Here is a 22,499-nt window from a genome sequence, read left to right on the forward strand (position 1 = left end):
AGGAGTTAATTGTCGTGGCTAAAGAAAAATTTGAACGTAACAAACCGCACGTCAACGTTGGCACTATCGGTCACGTTGACCACGGTAAAACCACTCTGACCGCTGCTCTGACTCGCGTCTGCTCCGAAGTTTTCGGTTCGGCTCGTGTTGACTTCGACAAGATCGACAGCGCTCCAGAAGAAAAAGCTCGTGGTATCACCATCAACACCGCTCACGTAGAGTACGACTCGACTATTCGTCACTACGCGCACGTTGACTGCCCAGGCCACGCCGACTACGTCAAAAACATGATCACTGGTGCTGCCCAAATGGACGGCGCGATCCTGGTTTGCTCGGCTGCCGATGGTCCGATGCCACAAACTCGTGAGCACATCCTGCTGTCCCGTCAGGTAGGCGTTCCTTACATCGTCGTGTTCCTGAACAAGGCCGACATGGTTGACGACGCTGAGCTGCTGGAACTGGTTGAGATGGAAGTTCGCGACCTGCTCAGCACTTACGATTTCCCAGGTGACGACACTCCAATCATCATCGGTTCCGCTCTGATGGCGCTGAACGGTGAAGATGAGGGTGGTCTGGGTACTTCGGCTGTTAAGAAGCTGGTTGAGACTCTGGACAGCTACATCCCAGAGCCTGAGCGTGCTATCGACAAGCCGTTCCTGATGCCAATCGAAGACGTGTTCTCGATCTCCGGTCGCGGTACTGTGGTAACCGGTCGTATCGAGCGCGGCATCGTTAAGATCCAGGAAGAAATCGAGATCGTTGGTCTGCGTGACACCACCAAGACCACTTGCACCGGCGTTGAAATGTTCCGCAAGCTGCTGGACGAAGGCCGTGCTGGTGAGAACTGTGGCGTTCTGCTGCGTGGCACCAAGCGTGACGACGTTGAGCGTGGTCAGGTTCTGGTTAAGCCAGGTTCGGTTAAGCCGCACACTACCTTCACTGCAGAAGTGTACGTGCTGAGCAAAGAAGAAGGCGGCCGTCATACTCCGTTCTTCAAAGGCTACCGTCCTCAGTTCTACTTCCGTACTACTGACGTAACTGGTAACTGCGAACTGCCAGAAGGCGTTGAGATGGTAATGCCAGGTGACAACATTCAAATGACTGTCACTCTGATCAAAACCATCGCGATGGAAGAAGGTCTGCGTTTCGCCATTCGTGAAGGCGGTCGTACCGTCGGCGCTGGCGTCGTAGCCAAAATCATCGCTTAAGTGATGATTTGAGAAAAAGCCTCCGCTTGCGGGGGCTTTTTTATTGGGTTGACACCTGCTAGGGGCGTCTATAGAATCACGCCTCCTTTTAGCGGGCGTATTGCGCCCGTTGGGAATAGCAGCTTGGAATCTGAGGTCAAAATGCAAAACCAACAAATCCGTATTCGGTTGAAGGCTTTTGACCATCGCCTGATCGATCAATCAACCCAGGAAATCGTGGAAACCGCGAAACGTACTGGTGCTCAGGTGCGTGGTCCGATTCCTCTGCCTACCCGCAAAGAGCGGTTCACTGTACTGACTTCCCCGCACGTCAACAAAGACGCGCGTGATCAGTACGAGATCCGTACTCATAAGCGTGTTCTGGACATTGTCCAGCCAACGGATAAAACCGTTGACGCGCTGATGAAGCTCGACCTTGCGGCTGGCGTGGAAGTGCAGATCAGCCTCGGCTAAAACCGTTTTAGGTTTTAGTCGTGTAACGCTCTGAAATGGGCGGCCATAGCGGGTGAAAGCCCCGTACACTCATGAGGTTACAACATGACTATTGGTGTAGTCGGTCGTAAATGCGGCATGACCCGTATTTTCACCGAAGAAGGTGTCTCCATTCCGGTTACGGTCATTGAGATCGAGCCGAATCGTGTCACTCAGTTCAAAACTGAAGAGTCCGATGGCTATCGTGCAGTGCAAGTCACTGTCGGTGAGCGTCGCGCTTCTCGTGTCAGCAAGGCGCAAGCCGGTCACTTCGCTAAGGCGAATGTCGCGGCAGGTCGTACTGTTCTGGAATTCCGTCTTGAAGAAGGCGACTACCAGGCTGGCGATCTGATCAACGCTGAAATTTTCCAAGCTGGTCAACTGGTGGATGTCACCGGTCAGTCCAAAGGTAAAGGCTTTGCCGGTACCATCAAGCGTTGGAACTTCCGCGGCCAAGACAACACTCACGGTAACTCCGTGTCCCACCGTGTACCGGGTTCCATTGGCCAATGCCAGACTCCAGGTCGCGTATTCAAGGGCAAAAAAATGTCCGGTCACATGGGTGCTGAGCGCGTGACTGTGCAGTCCCTGGAAGTAGTGCGCGTCGATGCTGAACGCAACCTGCTGCTGGTCAAGGGTGCCGTTCCTGGCGCTACTGGCGGCAACCTGGTTGTCCGTCCGGCAGCCAAGGCTCGCGGTTAAGGGGAAGCTGACATGCAATTAAATGTAAATGGCGCTCAAGCGATCGAAGTATCCGAAGCCACTTTTGGCGGCGCATACAACGAGACCCTGGTTCACCAAGCTGTTGTGGCCTACATGGCCGGCGGCCGTCAGGGCAGCAAGCAACAAAAGACCCGTTCTGACGTAGCCGGTGGCGGTAAGCGCCCATGGCGTCAGAAAGGTACTGGCCGTGCTCGTGCTGGTACTACTCGTGGTCCGATCTGGCGTGGCGGTGGTGTGACCTTTGCGGCCCGTCCGCAGAATCACGACCAAAAGCTGAACAAGAAGATGTATCGCGCGGCTATCCGTTCGATTCTTGCTGAGCTGGTTCGTACTGATCGCCTGATCGTGGTTGAAGACTTCAGCGTTGAAGCGCCGAAGACTAAAGACCTGCTGAACAAGCTGAATGGCATGGGTCTGACCGACGTTTTGATCGTGTCCGATGCTGTAGATGAGAATCTGTACCTGGCTGCCCGCAACTTGCCGCACGTTGATGTGCGCGACGTTCAAGGTTCCGACCCGGTCAGTCTGATCGCGTACGAAAAGGTGCTGGTCACCGTTTCTGCCGTGAAGAAATTCGAGGAGCTGCTGGGATGAACCAGGAACGCGTATTTAAAGTGCTGCTTGGCCCGCACATCTCCGAGAAGGCCACGGTTCTCGCTGACAAGAAAAGTCAGTTCGTTTTCAAGGTTGCTACTGACGCAACCAAGCTGGAAATCAAGAAGGCTGTTGAAAGCCTGTTCGGCGTGAAGGTTGAGCATGTGACTACTCAGAACGTTCTGGGTAAGACCAAGCGCACCGCTCGCGGTCTGGGCAAGCGCAACGACTGGAAGAAAGCGATCATTTCGCTTCAGCCAGGCCAAGATCTCGATTTCTCCAGCAGTGCTGAGTAAGGAAGGGGTGCATCATGGCAATCGTTAAATGCAAACCGACTTCCGCTGGCCGCCGTTTTGTGGTCAAGGTGGTCAATCAGGAGCTGCACAAAGGCGCTCCGTACGCTCCGCTGCTCGAGAAGAAGTCGAAGACTGGCGGTCGTAACAACAACGGTCGTATCACTACTCGTCACATCGGTGGTGGTCACAAGCAGCATTACCGTCTGGTCGATTTCCGTCGCAACGACAAAGATGGCATTCCAGCCACTGTCGAGCGTATCGAATACGATCCGAACCGTACTGCGCACATCGCTCTGCTGAAATACGCTGACGGTGAGCGTCGCTACATCATCGCCCCTAAAGGCGTGAGCGCTGGCGACCAGCTGATTGCTGGCATCATGGCTCCGATCAAGCCAGGCAATAGTCTGCAACTGCGTAACATTCCAGTTGGTAGCACTATTCACGGTATCGAACTGAAGCCGGGTAAAGGTGCTCAGATCGCTCGTTCTGCTGGTGCTTCGGCTCAGCTGATCGCTCGTGAAGGCGTCTACGTGACCCTGCGTCTGCGTTCCGGTGAAATGCGTAAAGTCCTGGCTGAATGCCGTGCGACCCTGGGCGAAGTCTCGAACTCCGAGCACAGCCTGCGTTCGCTGGGTAAAGCTGGTGCTAAGCGCTGGCGTGGCGTTCGCCCAACCGTTCGTGGTGTTGCCATGAACCCGGTTGACCACCCACACGGTGGTGGTGAAGGTCGTACCTCTGGTGGTCGTCATCCGGTGTCTCCATGGGGCTTCCCGACTAAGGGCGCGAAGACTCGTGGTAACAAGCGCACCGATAACATGATCGTCCGTCGTCGCAAGTAAATAGAGGGATACGACAGTGCCACGTTCTCTGAAAAAAGGTCCTTTTATTGATCTTCACCTACTGAAGAAGATCGAAGTGGCGGTGGAAAAGAACGATCGCAAGCCAGTTAAAACCTGGTCGCGCCGTTCCATGATCCTGCCACAAATGGTCGGTCTGACCATCGCTGTACACAACGGTCGTCAACACGTCCCAGTTCTGGTGAACGAAGACATGGTCGGCCACAAACTGGGCGAATTTGCCGGCACTCGTACCTATCGTGGGCACGTGGCTGACAAGAAAGCCAAGCGTTAAGGGGTAAGGAAATGGAAGTAGCCGCTAAGTTGTCGGGCGCTCGCATCTCCGCCCAGAAAGCCCGCTTGGTCGCCGACCAGATCCGCGGGAAGAAGGTGGGCGAAGCGCTCAACCTGCTGGCTTTCTCTAACAAGAAAGCTGCCGAGATCATGAAGAAAGTGCTGGAGTCGGCTGTAGCCAACGCCGAGCACAACGAAGGCGCAGACGTTGATGACCTGAAGGTCAGCACTGTTTTCGTCAACGAGGGGCGTTCGCTGAAGCGCATCATGCCGCGTGCCAAAGGCCGCGCTGATCGCATCGTCAAGCGGTCTTGCCATATCACTGTCAAGGTTGCGGACAAGTAACGGAGTCGATCAGATGGGTCAGAAAGTACATCCCATTGGCATTCGCCTGGGAATCGTCAAGGATCATACCTCCGTCTGGTACGCAGACGGTCGCACATATGCCGACTATCTGTTCGCAGATCTGAAGGTGCGTGAGTATCTCCAAGACAAACTAAAAAGCGCGTCCGTAAGCCGTATCGACATTGCTCGCCCGGCTCAAACCGCACGCATCACCATCCACACCGCTCGTCCAGGTATCGTTATCGGGAAGAAAGGTGAGGACGTTGAGAAGCTGCGTCAGGACCTGACCAAGCAAATGGGTGTGCCAGTGCACATCAATATCGAAGAGATCCGCAAGCCGGAGCTCGACGGTATGCTGGTTGCGCAGAGCGTAGCTCAGCAGCTGGAGCGTCGTGTGATGTTCCGTCGCGCTATGAAGCGCGCTGTACAGAACGCCATGCGTATCGGTGCCAAGGGCATCAAAATCCAAGTGAGCGGTCGTCTGGGCGGTGCAGAAATTGCCCGTACTGAATGGTATCGCGAAGGTCGTGTGCCATTGCACACCCTGCGTGCCGATATCGACTATGCCACGTACGAAGCGCACACCACTTATGGTGTGATCGGTGTCAAGGTTTGGATCTTCAAAGGCGAAGTAATTGGTGGTCGCCACGAAGAACTGAAACCACAAGCACCTGCGCCTCGTAAAAAAGCTGCTAAGTAAGGGGTACGCCAAATGTTGCAACCAAAGCGTACGAAGTTCCGCAAGCAGATGACCGGCCACAACCGTGGCTTGGCTCAGCGCGGTAGCAAAGTCAGCTTCGGCGAGTTCGCGCTGAAGTCTGTCGCCCGCGGTCGTCTTACCGCCCGCCAGATCGAGTCCGCTCGTCGTGCTCTGACTCGTCACGTAAAACGTGGCGGGAAAATCTGGATTCGCGTGTTCCCGGACAAGCCTGTCACCAAGAAGCCTCTCGAAGTGCGGATGGGTAAAGGTAAGGGTAGCGTTGAGTATTGGGTAGCCCAGATCCAGCCAGGCAAAGTCCTGTATGAAATCGAGGGTGTTTCCGAAGAGCTGGCGCGTGAGGCTTTCGCCCTGGCTGCTGCAAAGCTGCCGCTCGCCACCACCTTTGTTAAGCGGACGGTGATGTGATGAAAGCGAATGAACTTCGTGAAAAATCAGCACAGCAGCTGAACGAGCAACTGCTCGGCCTGCTGCGCGACCAGTTCAATCTGCGTATGCAGAAAGCAACTGGCCAGTTGGGGCAGTCTCACCTGCTCTCGCAAGTTAAACGCGATATCGCTCGTGTGAAAACTGTGCTCAACCAGCAGGCAGGTAAGTGATCATGGCTGAAGCCGAAAAAACAGTCCGTACGCTGACCGGCCGTGTCGTCAGCGACAAGATGGACAAGACCATCACCGTATTGATCGAGCGTCGCGTTAAGCACCCGATCTACGGTAAATACGTTAAGCGTTCGACCAAGCTGCACGCTCACGACGAAACCAATCAGAGCAAAATCGGCGACAAAGTTTCGATTACCGAAACTCGTCCGCTGGCCAAGACCAAGTCTTGGGCTCTGGTTGAGATCCTCGAACGCGCAGTGGAAGTCTAAGGACTAGGGGTCGGAGAAATTATATGATTCAGACTCAATCCATGCTCGACGTCGCTGACAACAGCGGTGCTCGTCGCGTTATGTGCATCAAGGTGCTGGGTGGCTCGCATCGCCGCTACGCTGGCATCGGCGACATCATCAAAGTTACCGTTAAGGAAGCAATTCCACGCGGTAAGGTGAAGAAAGGCCAGGTAATGACTGCTGTTGTAGTCCGTACCCGTCACGGCGTTCGCCGTCCTGATGGCTCGATCATCCGCTTTGATGGCAACGCTGCTGTTCTGCTGAACAACAAGCAAGAGCCGATCGGCACCCGTATTTTTGGGCCAGTGACTCGTGAACTTCGTACTGAGAAGTTCATGAAGATCGTCTCGCTCGCACCTGAAGTGCTGTAAGGAGATCCGACATGCAAAAGATTCGTCGTGATGACGAGATCATCGTGATCGCCGGTAAAGACAAAGGTAAGCGTGGCAAGGTGCTCAAGGTTCTCGCTGACGACCGTTTGGTCGTTGGTGGGATCAACCTGGTGAAGCGCCATACCAAGCCGAACCCGATGTCGGGCGTTCAGGGCGGTATCGTCGAGAAAGAAGCGCCTCTGCACGCTTCTAACGTGGCCATCTTCAATGGCGAAACCAACAAAGCGGATCGCGTTGGTTTCAAAGTAGAAGAAGGTAAAAAAATTCGTGTCTTCAAGTCGACCCAAAAAGCGGTTGATGCTTGAACACTGCTAGGTAGAAGACCATGGCACGACTAAAAGAGATTTACCGGAAAGAAATCGCGCCGAAGCTTAAGGAAGAACTTAAGCTCGGTAACGTGATGGAAGTTCCGCGCATCACCAAGATCACCCTGAACATGGGCCTGGGCGAAGCGATCGGCGACAAAAAAGTCATCGAGCACGCTGTAGCCGACCTGGAAAAGATCACCGGTCAGAAAGTCGTTGTGACTTATGCCCGTAAGTCGATTGCAGGCTTCAAGGTTCGTGAAGGTTGGCCGATCGGCGTCAAAGTAACTCTGCGCCGTGAGCGTATGTACGAGTTCCTGGATCGTCTGCTGTCCATCTCCCTGCCGCGCGTACGTGACTTCCGCGGCCTGAATGCCAAGTCCTTCGATGGTCGTGGCAACTACAGCATGGGCGTGAAAGAGCAGATCATCTTCCCGGAAATCGACTACGACAAGATCGATGCTCTGCGCGGTTTGGACATCACCCTGACCACCACCGCACGTACGGATGATGAAGGTCGCGCATTGCTGCGTGCTTTCAAATTCCCGTTCCGTAACTGATTGGAGTTTGGATCATGGCTAAAACCAGCATGAAAAACCGTGAGCTGAAGCGTCAGCAAACGGTAGCTAAGTTCGCTAAAAAGCGCGCTGAGCTGAAAGCTACCATCGTCAATCAGAACGCGACTCCCGAGGAGCGTTGGGCGGCTCAGGTAGCCCTGCAGAAGCAACCACGTGACGCCAGCGCTTCGCGCCTGCGTAACCGTTGCCGCATCACTGGTCGTCCGCACGGCGTATTCCGCAAGTTCGGTCTGTCCCGTATCAAGCTGCGCGAAGCTGCAATGCGTGGTGATGTTCCAGGTCTGGTTAAAGCCAGCTGGTAACAACAAACAAAGCCGGCCTAGCGCCGGCTTTGTTTTATCTGTGAATCAAGCCCCTCTGGGGCTTGATTCATTTTTGATCAGTCTCTAGAATGCTCGGCTCGCCTGAGCCTGGGTTAAATGTGCCCAGAATTTCAGCGACTGTAGCCGCAAGGCTAATTCTTTTTGTATCAGGAGCGTCTAGCCCATGAGTATGCAGGACCCGTTAGCGGACATGCTAACTCGTATCCGTAATGCCCAGATGGCTGAAAAGTCCGTCGTAAGCATGCCATCTTCCACGTTGAAGGTAGCTGTAGCCAAAGTTTTGAAAGACGAAGGTTATATTGCGGGTTATCAGATCAGTGGCGAAGTTAAGCCACAGCTGTCCATCGAGCTGAAATACTTCGAAGGCCGTCCGGTTATCGAAGAAGTTAAGCGCGTGAGCCGTCCAGGCCTTCGCCAATACAAATCCGTCGATGATCTGCCAAAAGTTCGTGGCGGTCTCGGTGTTTCCATCGTCTCCACCAACAAAGGTGTGATGACGGACCGCGCTGCGCGCGCTGCCGGTGTCGGCGGCGAAGTGCTCTGCACAGTGTTCTAAGGGGGGATAAGCATGTCTCGCGTTGCTAAGAACCCCGTTAAGCTGCCAGCTGGTGTTGAAGTTAAACTCGCCGGCCAACAGCTTTCGGTTAAGGGTGCCAAGGGTACTCTAGAGCTGAATGTACACTCGTCCGTTGAGATTCTGCAGGAAGCTGGTGAGCTGCGTTTTGCTGCTCGCAATGGCGACCAACAGACTCGTGCGATGGCCGGTACCACTCGCGCATTGGTCAACAACATGGTGATCGGTGTTAGCGCTGGCTTCGAGCGTAAGCTGCAGCTGGTTGGTGTTGGTTATAAAGCACAAGCCAAAGGTCAGGTGCTGAACCTCGCTCTCGGCTTCTCCCATCCGATCGACTATGAGTTGCCGGAAGGTGTAGTGGCTGAAACCCCGAACCAGACCGAGATCCTGATTAAGGGTGTCGACAAGCAACTGGTTGGTCAGGTCGCTGCGGAGATTCGTGATTTCCGTCGTCCTGAACCTTACAAGGGCAAAGGTGTTCGTTACGCAGACGAAGTCGTCCGTCGTAAAGAAGCCAAGAAGAAGTAGGGCATAGCAAATGACCGACAAAAAAGTTACTCGACTGCGTCGCGCTCGCAAAGCACGCCTGAAAATGCACGAGCTCGAAGCCGTGCGTCTGTGCGTGTATCGCTCTTCGCAGCACATCTATGCCCAGGTCATTTCGGCCGACGGCAGCAAGGTTCTGGCCAGCGCCTCTACCTTGGACAAAGCACTGCGTGACGGCGCCACTGGCAACGTTGACGCGGCCAAGAAAGTTGGCGAGCTGGTTGCTGAGCGTGCGAAAGCCGCTGGTGTGACTCAGGTTGCATTCGACCGTTCTGGCTTCAAGTACCACGGCCGCGTCAAGGCGCTGGCTGATGCTGCTCGTGAAGGCGGGCTGGAGTTCTAAGTTATGGCAAATAACGACCAAAAGCGCGACGAAGGCTATATCGAGAAGCTGGTACAGGTTAACCGCGTAGCTAAGACCGTTAAAGGCGGCCGTATCTTCACTTTCACTGCTCTGACAGTGGTTGGTGATGGTAAAGGTCGTGTCGGTTTCGGCCGTGGTAAATCCCGTGAAGTGCCAGCTGCCATCCAGAAAGCGATGGAAGCTGCACGTCGCAACATGATCCAAGTAGACCTCAACGGTACTACTCTGCAATACGCCATGAAATCCGCCCACGGCGCTTCCAAGGTGTACATGCAGCCTGCTTCCGAAGGTACTGGCGTTATCGCCGGTGGCGCTATGCGTGCCGTCCTGGAAGTGGCTGGCGTGCAGAACGTTCTGGCTAAGTGCTATGGCTCGACTAACCCAGTGAACGTGGTTTACGCCACCTTCAAGGGTCTGAAGTCCATGCAATCGCCAGCGTCCGTTGCGGCCAAGCGTGGCAAGAGCGTCGAGGAGATTCTCTAATCATGGCTAATACCGTAAAAGTTACGCTGATCAAGAGCACGTCCGGCCGTATCCCTAACCACAAACTGTGCGTTAAGGGTCTGGGTCTGCGTCGCATCGGTCACACCGTAGAAGTCCTGGATACTCCCGAAAATCGCGGGATGATCAACAAGGCCTACTACATGCTGCGAGTCGAGGGTTAATCATGTACCTGAACGATCTGAGTCCTGCGCCGGGTTCCCGTCGCGAGAAGCACCGTCCGGGCCGTGGTATCGGTAGCGGTTTGGGTAAGACTGGTGGCCGCGGCCACAAAGGTCAAACCTCCCGTTCCGGTGGCACCATTGCTCCGGGTTTCGAGGGCGGCCAGCAGCCTCTGCACCGTCGTCTGCCTAAGTTCGGTTTCGTTTCTTTGAAAGCTATGGATCGCGCCGAAGTGCGTACTTCCGAGCTGAACAAAGTCGAAGGCGGCATTGTTACTCTGCAGTCGCTGAAGGATGCCAACCTGATCAACCAAAACGTCCAGCGTGTGAAAGTCATGCTGAGCGGTGAAGTTACTCAGGCAGTCACCCTTAAAGGTATCGCCGCCACCAAAGGTGCGCGCGCGGCTATCGAAGCAGCTGGCGGTAAGTTCGAGGAATAAATGGCTAAGCAAGGTGCTCTCTCAGCGCTCAGCAAAGGCGGGTTATCCGAGCTCTGGGCTCGTTTGCGCTTTCTATTCTTGGCGATCATCGTCTATCGGATAGGTGCACACATCCCAGTTCCAGGCATTAACCCTGATCGGCTGGCGGACCTGTTTCGACAGAATGAGGGGACCATTCTTAGCTTGTTCAACATGTTTTCCGGCGGCGCGCTGGAGCGCATGAGCATTTTTGCATTGGGGATCATGCCGTACATCTCGGCATCGATCATCATGCAGCTCATGACTGCTGTTAGCCCGCAGCTGGAGCAGTTGAAGAAGGAAGGTGAAGCTGGCCGTCGCAAGATCAGCCAGTACACCCGCTACGGCACCCTCGTCTTGGCTATTGTTCAGGCTTTCGGCATGTCCGTCGGCCTGGCCAGCCAAGGCGTAGCGTTTTCGGCTGATTTCGGCTTCCACTTCGTTGCGGTGACCACCTTTGTGGCCGGCGCAATGTTCATGATGTGGTTAGGCGAGCAGATCACCGAGCGTGGTGTTGGCAACGGTATCTCGATGCTGATTTTCTCTGGCATCGTAGCCGGTCTGCCGTCGGCGATCGGGCAATCGTTTGAGTCGGCCCGTCAGGGTGACATCAACATCTTTGCCTTGATCGCCATCGGTTTGCTGGCAGTAGCGATTATCGGTTTTGTGGTGTTCATTGAGCGTGGTCAGCGTCGCATTGCGGTGCACTACGCCAAGCGTCAGCAGGGTCGTAAGGTGTTTGCTGCGCAGACTAGCCACTTGCCGTTGAAGGTGAATATGGCGGGGGTTATCCCGGCTATTTTCGCCAGCAGCCTTCTGTTATTCCCGGCTTCGCTGGGTGCCTGGTTTGGTCAGTCCGAAAAAATGGGCTGGCTGCAGGATATTTCACAGGCTATCGCTCCTGGTCAGCCGTTGTACATCTTGCTGTTTAGTGCAGGGATCGTGTTCTTCTGCTTCTTCTATACAGCGCTGATGTTCAACCCGAAAGACGTAGCGGAAAACCTGAAGAAGTCCGGTGCCTTTATTCCGGGTATCCGTCCCGGTGAGCAATCGGCGCGCTATATCGATGGCGTGTTGACTCGCTTGACCATGTTCGGTGCTCTGTACATGACGGCCGTATGTTTGCTGCCCCAGTTCTTGGTGGTGGCTGCCAACGTACCGTTCTATCTTGGCGGGACCTCGTTGCTGATTGTGGTAGTGGTTGTTATGGACTTTATGTCGCAAGTACAATCGCACCTCGTTTCACACCAGTACGAATCCCTGATGAAGAAAGCCAACCTGAAAGGCTATGGCGGCAACGGTCTGTTGCGCTAGTAGTCCCTTAAGGTTCGAGGAGTTGGTGATGAAAGTTCGTGCATCGGTGAAAAAGCTGTGCCGTAACTGCAAAATTATTCGCCGTGAAGGCGTTGTACGAGTAATTTGCAGCGCGGAACCGCGTCACAAACAGCGCCAAGGCTGAGTGTGAGTGAGCGTTATAAGCCCGGCAGCTAGTGCGCTGCCGGGTTGATTATTTGTTTCTACAGCGTTAATATCTCGCGCCCTATTTCTTGGCTTCCGGGGCGTAGGTAGCTGTCAATTGGAGTTCCACTGAATGGCCCGTATTGCAGGCGTTAACATTCCGGATAACAAGCACACTGTTATCTCGCTGACCTACATCTATGGTGTTGGTCGCACCACTGCACAGAAAATCTGTGCTGCTGCCGGTGTTAATCCAGCGGCAAAAATCAAAGATCTCTCTGACGAGCAGATCGAGCAGCTGCGTGGCGAAGTAGCCAAGGTGAATACCGAAGGTGACCTGCGTCGTGAAGTGAACATGAAAATCAAGCGCTTGATGGACCTGGGTTGCTACCGTGGTCTGCGTCATCGTCGCGGTCTCCCGGTTCGCGGTCAGCGTACCAAGACCAACGCGCGTACCCGTAAGGGCCCGCGTAAGCCGATCCGCAAGTAATCGCATTCGCGCATCGACAGGAATCTAGTCATGGCAAAACCTGCTGCTCGTACTCGTAAAAAAATCAAAAAGACGGTGGTTGATGGCATCGCCCACATCCACGCTTCTTTCAACAACACTATCGTGACCATCACTGACCGTCAGGGCAACGCTCTGTCCTGGGCTACCTCCGGTGGTTCGGGTTTCCGCGGTTCGCGTAAAAGCACCCCGTTCGCTGCTCAGGTAGCTGCCGAGCGTGCTGGTCAAGCTGCGCTGGAATATGGCCTGAAAAACCTTGACGTAAACGTCAAAGGCCCTGGCCCAGGTCGCGAATCCGCTGTCCGTGCTTTGAACGGCTGCGGCTACAAGATCGCCAGCATCACCGATGTGACGCCAATCCCGCATAACGGGTGCCGTCCTTCGAAGAAGCGTCGCGTGTAATCAGGAGACAGTGAGAAATGGCTCGTTACATTGGTCCCAAATGCAAACTGTCTCGTCGTGAAGGCACTGATCTTTTCCTGAAAAGCGGCGTTCGCGCTCTGGAATCGAAGTGCAACATCGAAGCAGCCCCAGGTATCCACGGTCAGCGCCGTGGCCGTCAGTCTGAGTACGGCACCCAGCTGCGTGAGAAGCAAAAAGTTCGTCGTATCTACGGCGTACTCGAGCGTCAATTCAGCGGTTACTACAAGCAAGCTGCCAGTCAGAAAGGCGCTACTGGTGAAAACCTGCTGCAACTGCTTGAGTGCCGTCTGGATAACGTCGTTTATCGTATGGGCTACGGTGCTACCCGCGCTGAATCCCGTCAGCTGGTATCGCACAAGTCGATTAGCGTAAACGGCAAAACTGTAAACGTTCCGTCCTACCAAGTTCGTGCTGGTGACGTCGTTGCAGTTCGCGAGAAATCGAAAAATCAGCTGCGCATCGCTCAAGCACTCGAGCTGTGTGCTCAGCGTGGCCGCGTTGAATGGGTAGAAGTAGACACTGAGAAGAAGTCTGGCGTGTTCAAAAGCGTCCCAGCTCGCAGTGACCTCTCGGCCGACATCAACGAAAGCCTGATTGTCGAGCTCTACTCCAAGTAAGGGCTAGAAAATAGGTGCATCCATGCAGATTTCGGTAAATGAGTTCCTGACCCCCCGTCACATTGATGTGCAGGTGGTCAGTCCGACCCGTGCAAAGATCACTCTCGAGCCTCTCGAGCGTGGTTTTGGCCATACCCTGGGCAACGCGCTGCGTCGCATCCTGTTGTCCTCCATGCCTGGCTGTGCAGTAGTCGAGGCCGAGATTGATGGCGTACTCCATGAGTACAGCGCCATCGAAGGTGTTCAGGAAGATGTCATTGAAATCCTGCTCAACCTGAAAGGTCTGGCTGTCAAGCTGCATGGCCGTGACGAAGTGACTCTGACTCTGGCGAAGAAGGGCTCGGGCGTAGTTACCGCTGCCGATATTCAGCTGGATCACGATGTCGAAATCGTCAATGGCGACCACGTTATCGCCAACTTGGCTAACACTGGCGCGCTGAACATGAAGCTCACCATAGCTCGTGGTCGCGGCTATGAGCCGGCTGACGCTCGTCAGAGCGATGAAGACGAAAGCCGCAGCATTGGTCGCTTGCAGCTGGATGCTTCGTTTAGCCCGGTACGCCGAGTTTCGTACGTGGTGGAAAACGCTCGTGTTGAGCAGCGTACTAACCTGGACAAACTGGTTATCGATCTGGAGACCAACGGTACTCTGGACCCTGAAGAGGCTATCCGCCGTGCTGCAACCATTCTGCAACAGCAGTTGGCTGCGTTCGTCGACCTCAAAGGTGACAGTGAGCCTGTGGTTATCGAGCAGGAAGACGAGATCGATCCGATCTTGTTGCGTCCTGTGGACGACCTGGAACTGACCGTACGTTCGGCTAACTGCCTCAAGGCAGAAAACATTTACTACATCGGTGACCTGATTCAGCGCACTGAAGTAGAACTGTTGAAAACCCCGAACCTGGGCAAGAAATCCCTGACCGAAATCAAGGATGTTCTGGCTTCTCGTGGTCTGTCCCTCGGTATGCGCCTCGACAACTGGCCGCCGGCAAGTCTGAAGAAAGACGATAAGGCGACTGCCTGATCGTCATCATCACCAAACGTGAGTTTGGTAAGGAATTGAACCATGCGTCATCGTAAAAGTGGCCGTCACCTCAGCCGCACCAGCGCACACCGCAAGGCCATGTTCCAGAACATGGCGGTATCGCTGTTCGAGCATGAGCTGATCAAAACTACTCTGCCGAAAGCCAAAGAACTGCGTCGCGTTGCTGAGCCGCTGATCACTCTGGCTAAAGAAGACAGCGTTGCTAACCGTCGTCTGGCCTTCGACCGTACTCGTTCGAAAGCCATCGTTGGCAAACTGTTCAACGACCTGGGCAAGCGCTACGCCACCCGTCAGGGCGGTTACCTGCGTATCCTCAAGTGCGGTTTCCGCGCTGGCGACAATGCTCCAATGGCTTATGTTGAGCTGGTTGACCGTCCGGTCGGCGGCACAGTTGAAGCTGCTGAGTAAGTTGTAGGTTGTAGAAAAACCGGGCCTTGGCCCGGTTTTTTGCATTTTGGGCAACTGATAAATGTTCTCCTGATGATTGTCTTTATTATTTTCGGCAAGCATCGGGTGGTTGAGTAAGGATCGATCGTTTTGCGTGGTGATCAATCCATTAAATGGCTGCGCACTGGCCTGCTAGAGTTGGCTGAGGCGCATGCTGATGTCTCACGCTGTTTGCTAAAGGAATTGCCCCATGAAAGGTCATATTGAAGTTATTGATTACCTCAAGGTGCTGCTCAAGGGTGAGCTGGCTGCTCGTGACCAATATTTTGTTCACTCGCGGCTGTATGAAGACTGGGGCTTTACCAAGCTCTACGAGCGTATCAACCACGAGATGGAAGAAGAGACGCAGCACGCCGATGCCATTCTCAAACGCATCCTGTTCTTGGAGGGGGCTCCGGATATGGTGCCGGACAGCTTTACCTTCGGCCAAAGCGTACCGGAGATGCTCAAGCTGGATTTGGCGTTGGAATACCATGTGCGCGCGGCGTTGAGTAAAGGTATTGCCCTGTGCGAGAAGCATCAGGACTACCAGTCCCGCGACATGCTGTTGCTGCAACTTAAAGATACTGAGGAAGATCACGCCTACTGGTTGGAAATCCAACTGGGCCTGATCGATAAAGTCGGCTTGGAAAACTATCTGCAAACGCAGATGTAAGCGGCGCCTGTGCATAAAAAAGCCCCGCATGTGCGGGGCTTTTTGTTGCCTGCGAGTTTAGGCGCGGTCGCGTTGCAGCAGCGGTTTGAGGAAGTAACCGGTATGCGACTGTGGCATTTCGGCGACTTCTTCCGGGGTGCCCACCGCGATGATCTGGCCGCCTTTGGAGCCGCCTTCAGGGCCCAGGTCCACCAGCCAGTCGGCGGTCTTGATGACGTCGAGGTTATGCTCGATGACGACCACGGTGTTGCCGTGATCACGCAGACGGTGCAGCACGTCGAGCAATTGCTGGATGTCGGCGAAGTGCAGGCCGGTGGTGGGCTCATCGAGGATGTACAGGGTCTTGCCGGTGTCGCGCTTACTCAACTCGCGGCTGAGTTTGACCCGCTGCGCTTCACCACCAGACAGAGTGGTCGCCGACTGGCCCAGCTTGATGTAGGACAGGCCCACATCCATCAGGGTTTGCAGTTTGCGCGCCAGGGCTGGAACGGCATCGAAGAAGGCGCGGGCCTCTTCGATGGTCATCTCGAGCACCTCGTGGATGCTCTTGCCTTTGTATTTGATCTCCAGGGTTTCGCGGTTGTACCGCTTGCTCTTGCACACGTCACAAGGCACGTAGATGTCGGGTAGGAAGTGCATCTCGACCTTGATCAGGCCGTCGCCCTGGCACGCCTCGCAGCGGCCGCCTTTGACGTTGAAGGAGAAACGTCCTGGGCCGTAGCCGCGGGAGCGGGATTCCGGCACACCGGCGAACAGCTCACGGATCGGGGTGAACAGGCCGGTGTAAGTGGCCGGGTTAGAGCGCGGAGTACGACCAATCGGGCTCTGGTCGATATCGACCACTTTATCCAGATGCTCAAGGCCTTGGATGCTGTCGTGGGCCGCGGCCTCTAAGGTGGTGGCGCCATTTAAGGCAGTGGCGCTGAGCGGGAACAGGGTGTTGTTGATCAGCGTGGACTTGCCCGAGCCAGAAACGCCGGTGACGCAAGTGAGCAGGCCGATAGGGATATCCAGATCGACATTGCGCAGGTTGTTGCCGCGAGCGCCTTTGACTTTGAGCGAGAGTTTTTTGTTGCGTGGTGTGCGTTTGGCCGGGACTTCAATCTTCACCCGGCCAGACAGGTATTTGCCGGTGAGGGAGTCGGGGTGAGCCATGACCTCCGCCGCGGTGCCCTGAGCGACGATTTGCCCGCCATGCACGCCGGCGCCCGGGCCGATATCGACCACATAGTCGGCGAGGCGGATGGCGTCTTCATCGTGCTCCACCACAATCACCGTGTTGCCGATATCGCGCAGGTGCTTGAGGGTGCCAAGCAGGCGTTCGTTGTCCCGTTGGTGCAGGCCGATACTCGGCTCATCGAGGATATACATAACGCCTACCAGACCGGCGCCGATCTGGCTGGCCAGACGAATACGCTGCGCCTCGCCGCCTGACAGGGTATCGGCGCTGCGATCCAGGGTCAGGTAATCCAGGCCGACGTTGACCAAAAACTGCAGGCGCTCACGGATCTCTTTCAGGATCTTCTCGGCGATTTCACCGCGCCGGCCAGGCAGGCTGAGGGTGCCGAAATAGTCGGTGGCATCGCCGATTGGCATGCCGCTGACGGCGGGCAGGGTTCTCTCGCCGACCCATACATGCCGCGCCTCACGGCGCAGGCGCGTGCCATGGCAGTCCGGGCAGGGCTGGGTGCTTAAAAACTTGGCCAGCTCTTCGCGCACAGTGGCCGACTCGGTCTCACGGTAGCGCCGCTCCAGGTTCGGCACGATCCCTTCAAAGGGGTGCGAGCGTTTGACGATGTCGCCACGGTCGTTGAGGTATTTGAAATCGACGTTCTGGCTACCACTGCCATTGAGGATGTATTTCTTGTGCTCGGCGGCCAGCTCATCGAAGGGCATGTCGAGGCTAAAGCCGTAATGGCTGGCCAGGGAGCCGAGCATTTGGAAATAGTAAACGTTGCGCCGATCCCAGCCGCGAATCGCACCTTCGGCGAGGGTCAGTTCACCATTGACGAGGCGTTTGGTGTCGAAGAACTGTTTTACGCCCAAGCCGTCGCACGTTGGGCAGGCGCCGGCGGGGTTATTGAAGGAGAACAGCTTAGGCTCCAGCTCACTGATCGAGTGGCCGCAGACCGGGCAGGCGAAGCGCGCGGAGAAGATCATCTCGGCGCCTTCTTCGCCTTCCATGGGGGCGATCAGGGCCAGGCCGTCGGCCAACTTGAGTGCCGTCTCGAATGATTCCGCCAGGCGCTGTTGCAAATCGCCGCGGGCTTTAAAGCGGTCGACCACGGCGTCGATGCTGTGCTTCTTCTGCTTATCCAGCTTGGGCAGCTCGTCCAGCTCATACACCTTGCCGTTAACCCGGGCGCGGACAAAGCCTTGCGCGCGCAGCTCATCGAATACGGCCAGGTGTTCGCCTTTGCGCTCACGGATGATCGGCGCCAACAGCATCAGCTTGCTGCCTTCGGGCAGGGCCAGCACTTGGTCGACCATCTGACTAACGGTTTGCGCTTCCAGCGGCAAATCATGGTCAGGGCAGCGTGGAATACCGGCGCGGGCGTAGAGCAAGCGCAGGTAATCGTAGATTTCGGTGATGGTGCCAACCGTCGAACGAGGGTTGTGTGAGGTGGACTTTTGCTCGATGGAAATGGCCGGCGACAGGCCCTCGATGGTGTCCACATCGGGCTTTTCCATCATCGACAAAAACTGCCGGGCGTAGGCCGACAGGGATTCCACATAACGGCGCTGGCCCTCGGCATAGAGGGTATCGAAGGCCAGAGAGGACTTGCCAGAACCGGACAGGCCGGTGATCACGATGAGCTTATCGCGCGGCAGGGTCAGGTCGATGTTTTTCAGGTTATGGGTGCGCGCACCCCGGATCAGAATTTTGTCCACGAACAACGGCCTCGCATGGCGGGCGGAAAACCACCGAGTATACGGCGCTGATGGTCAGCGCGGCAAAGCGTCACTGCTGTGCCGTAAGGACTCAGACTGCTAGAATCGCCGCCTGTTTTTTATTGAGTGTTACTAGCCATGCAAGATCAGCACAGCGAGCGCATGAGTGGTAGTGAAAGCCGTGCGGCCATCGGTCTGGCCATGGTTTTTGCGTTCCGTATGCTCGGGATGTTTATGGTGTTGCCGGTGTTGGCGACCTACGGCATGGATTTAAAGGGCAGCACGCCGGCGCTGATTGGCCTGGCCATTGGCGCCTACGGTCTGACCCAGGCGCTGTTGCAAATCCCCTTCGGCATGCTCAGTGATCGCATTGGCCGGCGCCCGGTGATTTATGTCGGCCTAGTGGTCTTTGCTTTGGGCAGCTTGCTCGCGGCCAATGCCGATTCGATCCAGGGCGTCATCGCCGGGCGGATCCTGCAAGGCGCGGGGGCTATTTCGGCGGCGGTGATGGCGCTGTTGTCCGATCTGACCCGTGAGCAGCACCGCACCAAGGCCATGGCCATGATCGGCATGAGCATGGGTCTGTCGTTTGCCATCGCTATGGTGGTAGGCCCGCTACTGACCCGCGCCTTTGGTTTGTCCGGCCTGTTCCTGGCCACGGCGGCTATGGCCTTGCTCGGGATTGTGCTGGTTGCCGGCTTTGTTCCGCGCAGCACCGGCACCTTGATTCATCGTGAGTCCGGGGTGAACAAGACGGCGTTGCTGCCGACCTTGAAGAACCTCGACTTGCTGCGTTTGGACTTCGGCATCTTGGTCCTGCACGCGATCCTTATGGCCAGCTTTATCGGCTTGCCCATGGCGCTGGTGGAGCAGGGCGGCCTGCCGAAAGAGCAGCACTGGTGGGTCTACCTGACGGCCTTGCTGCTGGGCTTGTTTGGCATGGTGCCGTTCATTATCTATGGCGAGAAAAAACGCCAGATGAAGCGCGTGCTGCTCGGTTCGGTCGCCGCGCTGATGCTCTGTGAACTGTACTTCTTGCTCTTTGGCAGCAGCCTGGTGAGCCTGGTGGTAGGCATCGTGCTGTTCTTTATTGCCTTTAACCTGCTGGAAGCTTCGCTGCCATCGTTGATCAGTAAAGTCGCTCCGGCAGGCAGCAAAGGCACGGCCATGGGCGTGTATTCGACCTCGCAGTTTCTCGGCGCGGCGCTGGGCGGCATGCTCGGTGGCTGGTTGTTCCAGCACTTTGGCCTGACTGGGGTGTTTGGTGGCTGTGCAGTGCTCGCTCTTTCCTGGCTAGTCTTTGCTGTTACTATGCGCGAACCGCCTTATGTCACCAGCCTGCGTCTGCCGCTAAGCGCTGCGGCGTTGCAAGAAGTAGGGCTGGTCGAGCGTCTAAAGGCTGTGCCCGGAGTGGCGGATGCCGTGGTGGTGCGCGAAGAGGCCGCCATCTATATCAAAGTGGATACCCAACAATTGGATCGCACGTCTGTCGAACGCCTCATTGAGTCGGCGTAGGTGGCGTGCTGAAAGCCTAGGAGAACGTTATGGCCCGTGGGGTTAACAAAGTCATTCTGGTCGGTACCTGTGGTCAGGACCCGGAAACTCGCTATCTACCCAGTGGTAACGCGGTCACCAACCTGAGCCTGGCTACCAGCGAGCAGTGGACCGACAAGCAAACTGGGCAGAAAGTCGAGAAGACTGAATGGCACCGTGTTTCGCTGTTCGGCAAAGTGGCGGAAATCGCCGGTGAGTACCTGCGCAAGGGCTCGCAAGTGTATATCGAAGGCAAGCTGCAAACCCGCGAGTGGGAAAAAGACGGCATCAAGCGTTACACCACCGAGATCATCGTCGACATGCAGGGCACCATGCAGCTGCTGGGCGGCCGTCCGGACAACGCTGCTGGTGATTCGGCGCCGCGTCAGTCGCGTCCTGCACCGCAGCGTGAGCCGCAACAAGCCGCGCCACGTCCTGCGCCGCAGCCGGCCGCTCAACCTGCGCCGGACTACGACAGCTTCGACGACGACATCCCGTTCTAAGCGGCTGAGTTAGCCTTTATGCGAATGCGGCTAATGCTGCTCGGCGGTGGCAATGCCCTAGGGCAAGCGTTGATTCGTCTGGGTGCCGAGGAGGACATTGGCTTCCTCGCGCCCAAGCCACCGGAACATGGCTGGACTCCGGCCAGCCTGACTCAATTGCTCGATGACACCCGCCCCGACGCGCTGATCAACCTCGCTTACTATTTCGACTGGTTCCAGGCCGAGAATGTCAGTGAGCTGCAGTTTGTCGGGCAGCTGCGCTCCGTCGAGCGTCTGGCTGAGCTGTGTCAGCACCATCAGATTCGCCTGTTACAGCCTTCGAGCTATCGCGTATTCGATGGCGCTCGCGCCACGGCGTATAGCGAGAAAGAAGAGGCGCAACCGCTGGGTGTGCATGGTCAGGCTTTATGGCAATTCGAGCAGGTGGTGCGGGCGATTTGTCCGCGTCATGTGTTGCTGCGCTTTGGCTGGCTGATGGATGACAGTGAAGATGGCCGTCTGGGGCGTTTTCTCAGTCGGGCGGCTAGCGAAGGTCCATTGGCCTTGGCCGATGACCGCCGTGGTAACCCGACGCCGGTGGACGATGCGGCGCGGGTAATCTTAGCGGTGCTCAAGCAACTCGATTGCGAGAGCCCGTTGTGGGGCACTTACCATTACGGCGGGCAAGAGGCGACCACCGCGTTGGCCTTGGGCCAGGCGCTGCTCAGTGAAGCACGTAACTACCGCGGTAACCTGTTGCCCGAAGTCCAGGCGCAAGCGCACAGCGCTTGTCATGATGCGGCCCAAGAGCCGCAGCACGCGGTGCTGGCCTGTAAAAAAATTCTGCACACGTTCGGCATCAAGCCGCGTGCTTGGCGCTCGGGTTTACCGAGCCTATTGGATCGTTATTATCGTCATGTCTGACTCGCGTCCTATTCTGGTCACCGGCGGTGCCGGCTTTATTGGCTCCCATCTGGTCGATGCCTTGCTGGCGCGCGGCTATGCCGTGCGGGTGCTGGATAACTTGTCGATGGGCAAGCTCAGCAACCTGCCGCTGGCTAATCCACAGTTGCAGTTTATTCAGGGCGATGTGGCTGATGCGGCCGTGCTCAGCCGCGCGGTTGAAGGTTGTGCGGCGGTGGCCCATCTGGCGGCGGTGGCCTCGGTACAAGCGTCGGTGGATAACCCCTTGGCTACCCACCAGAGCAACTTTATCGGCACCTTAAATCTGTGCGAAGCCATGCGTTTGCATGGCGTGCAGCGCGTGTTGTTTGCTTCCAGCGCGGCGGTGTATGGCAACCACGGTGATGGTGTGGCAGTGACAGAGGACAGCCCCAAGGCGCCACTGACACCCTATGCCGTAGATAAGTTAGCCGGCGAGTACTACCTCGACTTCTATGCGCGTGAGCATGGCCTGCAGCCGGTGATTCTGCGCTTCTTTAATATCTTCGGTCCGCGTCAGGACCCATCCTCGCCGTATTCGGGGGTGATCAGTATCTTCACCCAGCGTGCTCAGCAAGGCTTGCCGATCACGGTGTTTGGCGATGGTGAGCAGACCCGCGACTTCTTCTATATCGATGACTTGCTGCACTTGCTGTTGCAAGGCTTGCTGGCGCCGACGGCCGTGACTGAGCCGGTCAACGTCGGTTGGGATCAGGCGGTGAGCTTGAACCAATTGCTGGCCACCATCGGCCAGCTGTGCGGACGAGAATTAACGGTCAGTTATGCTGCACCACGGCCGGGTGATATTCGGCATTCGCGGGCGGCTAATCAGCGCTTGCAGCGTTATTTTCAGCTGCCTGAGGCCACGCCCATGGCGGAGGGGCTGCGCCAGTTATTGGCGGCCAGCTAATCAGGCGCGCA

Annotated in this window: 35 protein-coding genes; 34 read left to right on the plus strand and 1 reads right to left on the minus strand. The window is 56.2% G+C overall.

Annotated elements, in window-relative coordinates; genetic code table 11:
* Positions 1-14: 14 nt before the first annotated feature.
* From tuf to bfr, 30 genes are all read left to right on the plus strand, one after another.
* Positions 15-1,208: an elongation factor Tu gene (gene tuf / locus NTD81_RS19425; RefSeq protein WP_262184397.1), complete on the plus strand. Its 1,194-nt coding sequence runs from the start codon at positions 15-17 to the stop codon at positions 1,206-1,208.
* 141 nt (positions 1,209-1,349) lie between these two features.
* Entirely contained in the window at positions 1,350-1,661 is a 312-nt protein-coding gene (gene rpsJ, locus NTD81_RS19430) for a 30S ribosomal protein S10 (protein WP_013789756.1), read from the plus strand.
* Between the two features lie 84 nt (positions 1,662-1,745).
* A complete protein-coding gene (gene rplC / locus NTD81_RS19435) occupies positions 1,746-2,381 on the plus strand; it encodes a 50S ribosomal protein L3 (protein ID WP_262184399.1) in 636 nt (211 codons plus the stop codon).
* A gap of 12 nt (positions 2,382-2,393) precedes the next feature.
* Positions 2,394-2,996, plus strand: coding sequence for a 50S ribosomal protein L4 (gene rplD, locus NTD81_RS19440; protein ID WP_262184400.1), 603 nt, complete (start codon positions 2,394-2,396; stop codon positions 2,994-2,996).
* The gene (rplW, locus tag NTD81_RS19445; RefSeq protein WP_262184401.1) at positions 2,993-3,292 is read left to right on the plus strand and encodes a 50S ribosomal protein L23; all 300 of its coding nucleotides are present in this window, start codon (positions 2,993-2,995) and stop codon (positions 3,290-3,292) included. The genes rplD and rplW overlap by 4 nt, the downstream gene beginning before the upstream one ends.
* 14 nt (positions 3,293-3,306) lie before the next feature.
* Positions 3,307-4,131, plus strand: a complete 825-nt coding sequence (gene rplB, locus NTD81_RS19450) for a 50S ribosomal protein L2 (RefSeq protein ID WP_262184402.1) — start codon at positions 3,307-3,309, stop codon at positions 4,129-4,131.
* 16 nt (positions 4,132-4,147) lie between these two features.
* Positions 4,148-4,423, plus strand: a complete 276-nt coding sequence (rpsS, locus tag NTD81_RS19455) for a 30S ribosomal protein S19 (RefSeq protein WP_010486981.1) — start codon at positions 4,148-4,150, stop codon at positions 4,421-4,423.
* A gap of 11 nt (positions 4,424-4,434) precedes the next feature.
* Positions 4,435-4,767 (plus strand): 50S ribosomal protein L22, encoded by a 333-nt coding sequence (gene rplV, locus NTD81_RS19460; protein ID WP_014854224.1) that lies wholly within the window; start codon positions 4,435-4,437, stop codon positions 4,765-4,767.
* Positions 4,768-4,780: 13 nt separating this feature from the next.
* Positions 4,781-5,467, plus strand: a complete 687-nt coding sequence (rpsC, locus tag NTD81_RS19465) for a 30S ribosomal protein S3 (RefSeq protein WP_262184403.1) — start codon at positions 4,781-4,783, stop codon at positions 5,465-5,467.
* Between the two features lie 12 nt (positions 5,468-5,479).
* Positions 5,480-5,893, plus strand: coding sequence for a 50S ribosomal protein L16 (gene rplP / locus NTD81_RS19470; RefSeq protein WP_042552939.1), 414 nt, complete (start codon positions 5,480-5,482; stop codon positions 5,891-5,893).
* On the plus strand, positions 5,893-6,084 hold the full coding sequence (gene rpmC / locus NTD81_RS19475; protein WP_002555481.1) for a 50S ribosomal protein L29: 192 nt from the start codon (positions 5,893-5,895) through the stop codon (positions 6,082-6,084). Before rplP ends, rpmC begins: the two co-directional genes overlap by 1 nt.
* Before the next feature lie 2 nt (positions 6,085-6,086).
* Complete coding sequence (rpsQ, locus tag NTD81_RS19480) at positions 6,087-6,353, plus strand: 30S ribosomal protein S17 (RefSeq protein ID WP_262184404.1); 267 nt, start codon at positions 6,087-6,089, stop codon at positions 6,351-6,353.
* Between the two features lie 23 nt (positions 6,354-6,376).
* Complete coding sequence (gene rplN, locus NTD81_RS19485; RefSeq protein ID WP_003281831.1) at positions 6,377-6,745, plus strand: 50S ribosomal protein L14; 369 nt, start codon at positions 6,377-6,379, stop codon at positions 6,743-6,745.
* An 11-nt stretch (positions 6,746-6,756) separates the two neighbouring features.
* On the plus strand, positions 6,757-7,071 hold the full coding sequence (gene rplX / locus NTD81_RS19490) for a 50S ribosomal protein L24 (protein ID WP_008374158.1): 315 nt from the start codon (positions 6,757-6,759) through the stop codon (positions 7,069-7,071).
* A 20-nt stretch (positions 7,072-7,091) separates the two neighbouring features.
* Positions 7,092-7,631: a 50S ribosomal protein L5 gene (gene rplE / locus NTD81_RS19495; protein ID WP_262184405.1), complete on the plus strand. Its 540-nt coding sequence runs from the start codon at positions 7,092-7,094 to the stop codon at positions 7,629-7,631.
* A gap of 14 nt (positions 7,632-7,645) precedes the next feature.
* Complete coding sequence (gene rpsN / locus NTD81_RS19500) at positions 7,646-7,951, plus strand: 30S ribosomal protein S14 (RefSeq protein WP_262184406.1); 306 nt, start codon at positions 7,646-7,648, stop codon at positions 7,949-7,951.
* A gap of 184 nt (positions 7,952-8,135) precedes the next feature.
* Positions 8,136-8,528 carry a 30S ribosomal protein S8 gene (rpsH, locus tag NTD81_RS19505; protein WP_069519903.1) on the plus strand — a complete coding sequence of 131 codons (393 nt, stop codon included), beginning with the start codon at positions 8,136-8,138 and terminating at the stop codon, positions 8,526-8,528.
* Positions 8,529-8,540: 12 nt separating this feature from the next.
* On the plus strand, positions 8,541-9,074 hold the full coding sequence (gene rplF, locus NTD81_RS19510) for a 50S ribosomal protein L6 (RefSeq protein ID WP_262184407.1): 534 nt from the start codon (positions 8,541-8,543) through the stop codon (positions 9,072-9,074).
* 10 nt (positions 9,075-9,084) lie between these two features.
* A complete protein-coding gene (rplR, locus tag NTD81_RS19515; RefSeq protein ID WP_003293038.1) occupies positions 9,085-9,435 on the plus strand; it encodes a 50S ribosomal protein L18 in 351 nt (116 codons plus the stop codon).
* 3 nt (positions 9,436-9,438) lie between these two features.
* A complete protein-coding gene (gene rpsE, locus NTD81_RS19520) occupies positions 9,439-9,939 on the plus strand; it encodes a 30S ribosomal protein S5 (protein ID WP_262184408.1) in 501 nt (166 codons plus the stop codon).
* A 2-nt stretch (positions 9,940-9,941) separates the two neighbouring features.
* Entirely contained in the window at positions 9,942-10,121 is a 180-nt protein-coding gene (gene rpmD / locus NTD81_RS19525; RefSeq protein WP_262184409.1) for a 50S ribosomal protein L30, read from the plus strand.
* A 2-nt stretch (positions 10,122-10,123) separates the two neighbouring features.
* Entirely contained in the window at positions 10,124-10,558 is a 435-nt protein-coding gene (gene rplO / locus NTD81_RS19530; RefSeq protein WP_108487733.1) for a 50S ribosomal protein L15, read from the plus strand.
* Positions 10,559-11,890: a preprotein translocase subunit SecY gene (secY, locus tag NTD81_RS19535; protein WP_262184410.1), complete on the plus strand. Its 1,332-nt coding sequence runs from the start codon at positions 10,559-10,561 to the stop codon at positions 11,888-11,890. It abuts the gene before it with no gap.
* Positions 11,891-11,918: 28 nt separating this feature from the next.
* Complete coding sequence (gene rpmJ, locus NTD81_RS19540) at positions 11,919-12,035, plus strand: 50S ribosomal protein L36 (protein WP_002555468.1); 117 nt, start codon at positions 11,919-11,921, stop codon at positions 12,033-12,035.
* A gap of 132 nt (positions 12,036-12,167) precedes the next feature.
* Positions 12,168-12,524: a 30S ribosomal protein S13 gene (gene rpsM, locus NTD81_RS19545; RefSeq protein WP_262184411.1), complete on the plus strand. Its 357-nt coding sequence runs from the start codon at positions 12,168-12,170 to the stop codon at positions 12,522-12,524.
* 30 nt (positions 12,525-12,554) lie between these two features.
* The gene (gene rpsK / locus NTD81_RS19550; RefSeq protein WP_262184412.1) at positions 12,555-12,944 is read left to right on the plus strand and encodes a 30S ribosomal protein S11; all 390 of its coding nucleotides are present in this window, start codon (positions 12,555-12,557) and stop codon (positions 12,942-12,944) included.
* Between the two features lie 17 nt (positions 12,945-12,961).
* A complete protein-coding gene (gene rpsD, locus NTD81_RS19555) occupies positions 12,962-13,582 on the plus strand; it encodes a 30S ribosomal protein S4 (RefSeq protein ID WP_262184413.1) in 621 nt (206 codons plus the stop codon).
* Between the two features lie 22 nt (positions 13,583-13,604).
* A complete protein-coding gene (locus NTD81_RS19560) occupies positions 13,605-14,606 on the plus strand; it encodes a DNA-directed RNA polymerase subunit alpha (RefSeq protein ID WP_262184414.1) in 1,002 nt (333 codons plus the stop codon).
* A 42-nt stretch (positions 14,607-14,648) separates the two neighbouring features.
* The gene (gene rplQ, locus NTD81_RS19565) at positions 14,649-15,035 is read left to right on the plus strand and encodes a 50S ribosomal protein L17 (RefSeq protein ID WP_010487018.1); all 387 of its coding nucleotides are present in this window, start codon (positions 14,649-14,651) and stop codon (positions 15,033-15,035) included.
* Positions 15,036-15,264: 229 nt separating this feature from the next.
* On the plus strand, positions 15,265-15,729 hold the full coding sequence (bfr, locus tag NTD81_RS19570; RefSeq protein ID WP_262184415.1) for a bacterioferritin: 465 nt from the start codon (positions 15,265-15,267) through the stop codon (positions 15,727-15,729).
* Positions 15,730-15,786: 57 nt separating this feature from the next.
* Here the strand turns inward: bfr and uvrA are convergent, their stop codons facing one another.
* On the minus strand, positions 15,787-18,621 hold the full coding sequence (gene uvrA / locus NTD81_RS19575; protein ID WP_262184416.1) for an excinuclease ABC subunit UvrA: 2,835 nt from the start codon (positions 18,619-18,621) through the stop codon (positions 15,787-15,789).
* A 138-nt stretch (positions 18,622-18,759) separates the two neighbouring features.
* Here uvrA and NTD81_RS19580 point away from each other — a divergent pair, with 138 nt between their 5' ends.
* From NTD81_RS19580 to NTD81_RS19595, 4 genes are read left to right on the plus strand one after another with little or no spacing between them, the layout of a single operon-like run.
* Complete coding sequence (locus NTD81_RS19580; protein ID WP_262184417.1) at positions 18,760-20,136, plus strand: MFS transporter; 1,377 nt, start codon at positions 18,760-18,762, stop codon at positions 20,134-20,136.
* A gap of 29 nt (positions 20,137-20,165) precedes the next feature.
* Positions 20,166-20,657 (plus strand): single-stranded DNA-binding protein, encoded by a 492-nt coding sequence (locus NTD81_RS19585; RefSeq protein WP_262184418.1) that lies wholly within the window; start codon positions 20,166-20,168, stop codon positions 20,655-20,657.
* 18 nt (positions 20,658-20,675) lie between these two features.
* Positions 20,676-21,560 (plus strand): NAD(P)-dependent oxidoreductase, encoded by an 885-nt coding sequence (locus tag NTD81_RS19590; RefSeq protein WP_262184419.1) that lies wholly within the window; start codon positions 20,676-20,678, stop codon positions 21,558-21,560.
* Positions 21,553-22,488 carry an NAD-dependent epimerase/dehydratase family protein gene (locus NTD81_RS19595; RefSeq protein ID WP_262184420.1) on the plus strand — a complete coding sequence of 312 codons (936 nt, stop codon included), beginning with the start codon at positions 21,553-21,555 and terminating at the stop codon, positions 22,486-22,488. The genes NTD81_RS19590 and NTD81_RS19595 overlap by 8 nt, the downstream gene beginning before the upstream one ends.
* The last annotated feature ends 11 nt before the right edge of the window (positions 22,489-22,499 follow it).

This window comes from Pseudomonas sp. 5P_3.1_Bac2, from assembly GCF_025465995.1.
In the GTDB taxonomy this organism is placed as follows: Bacteria; Pseudomonadota; Gammaproteobacteria; order Pseudomonadales; family Pseudomonadaceae; genus Aquipseudomonas.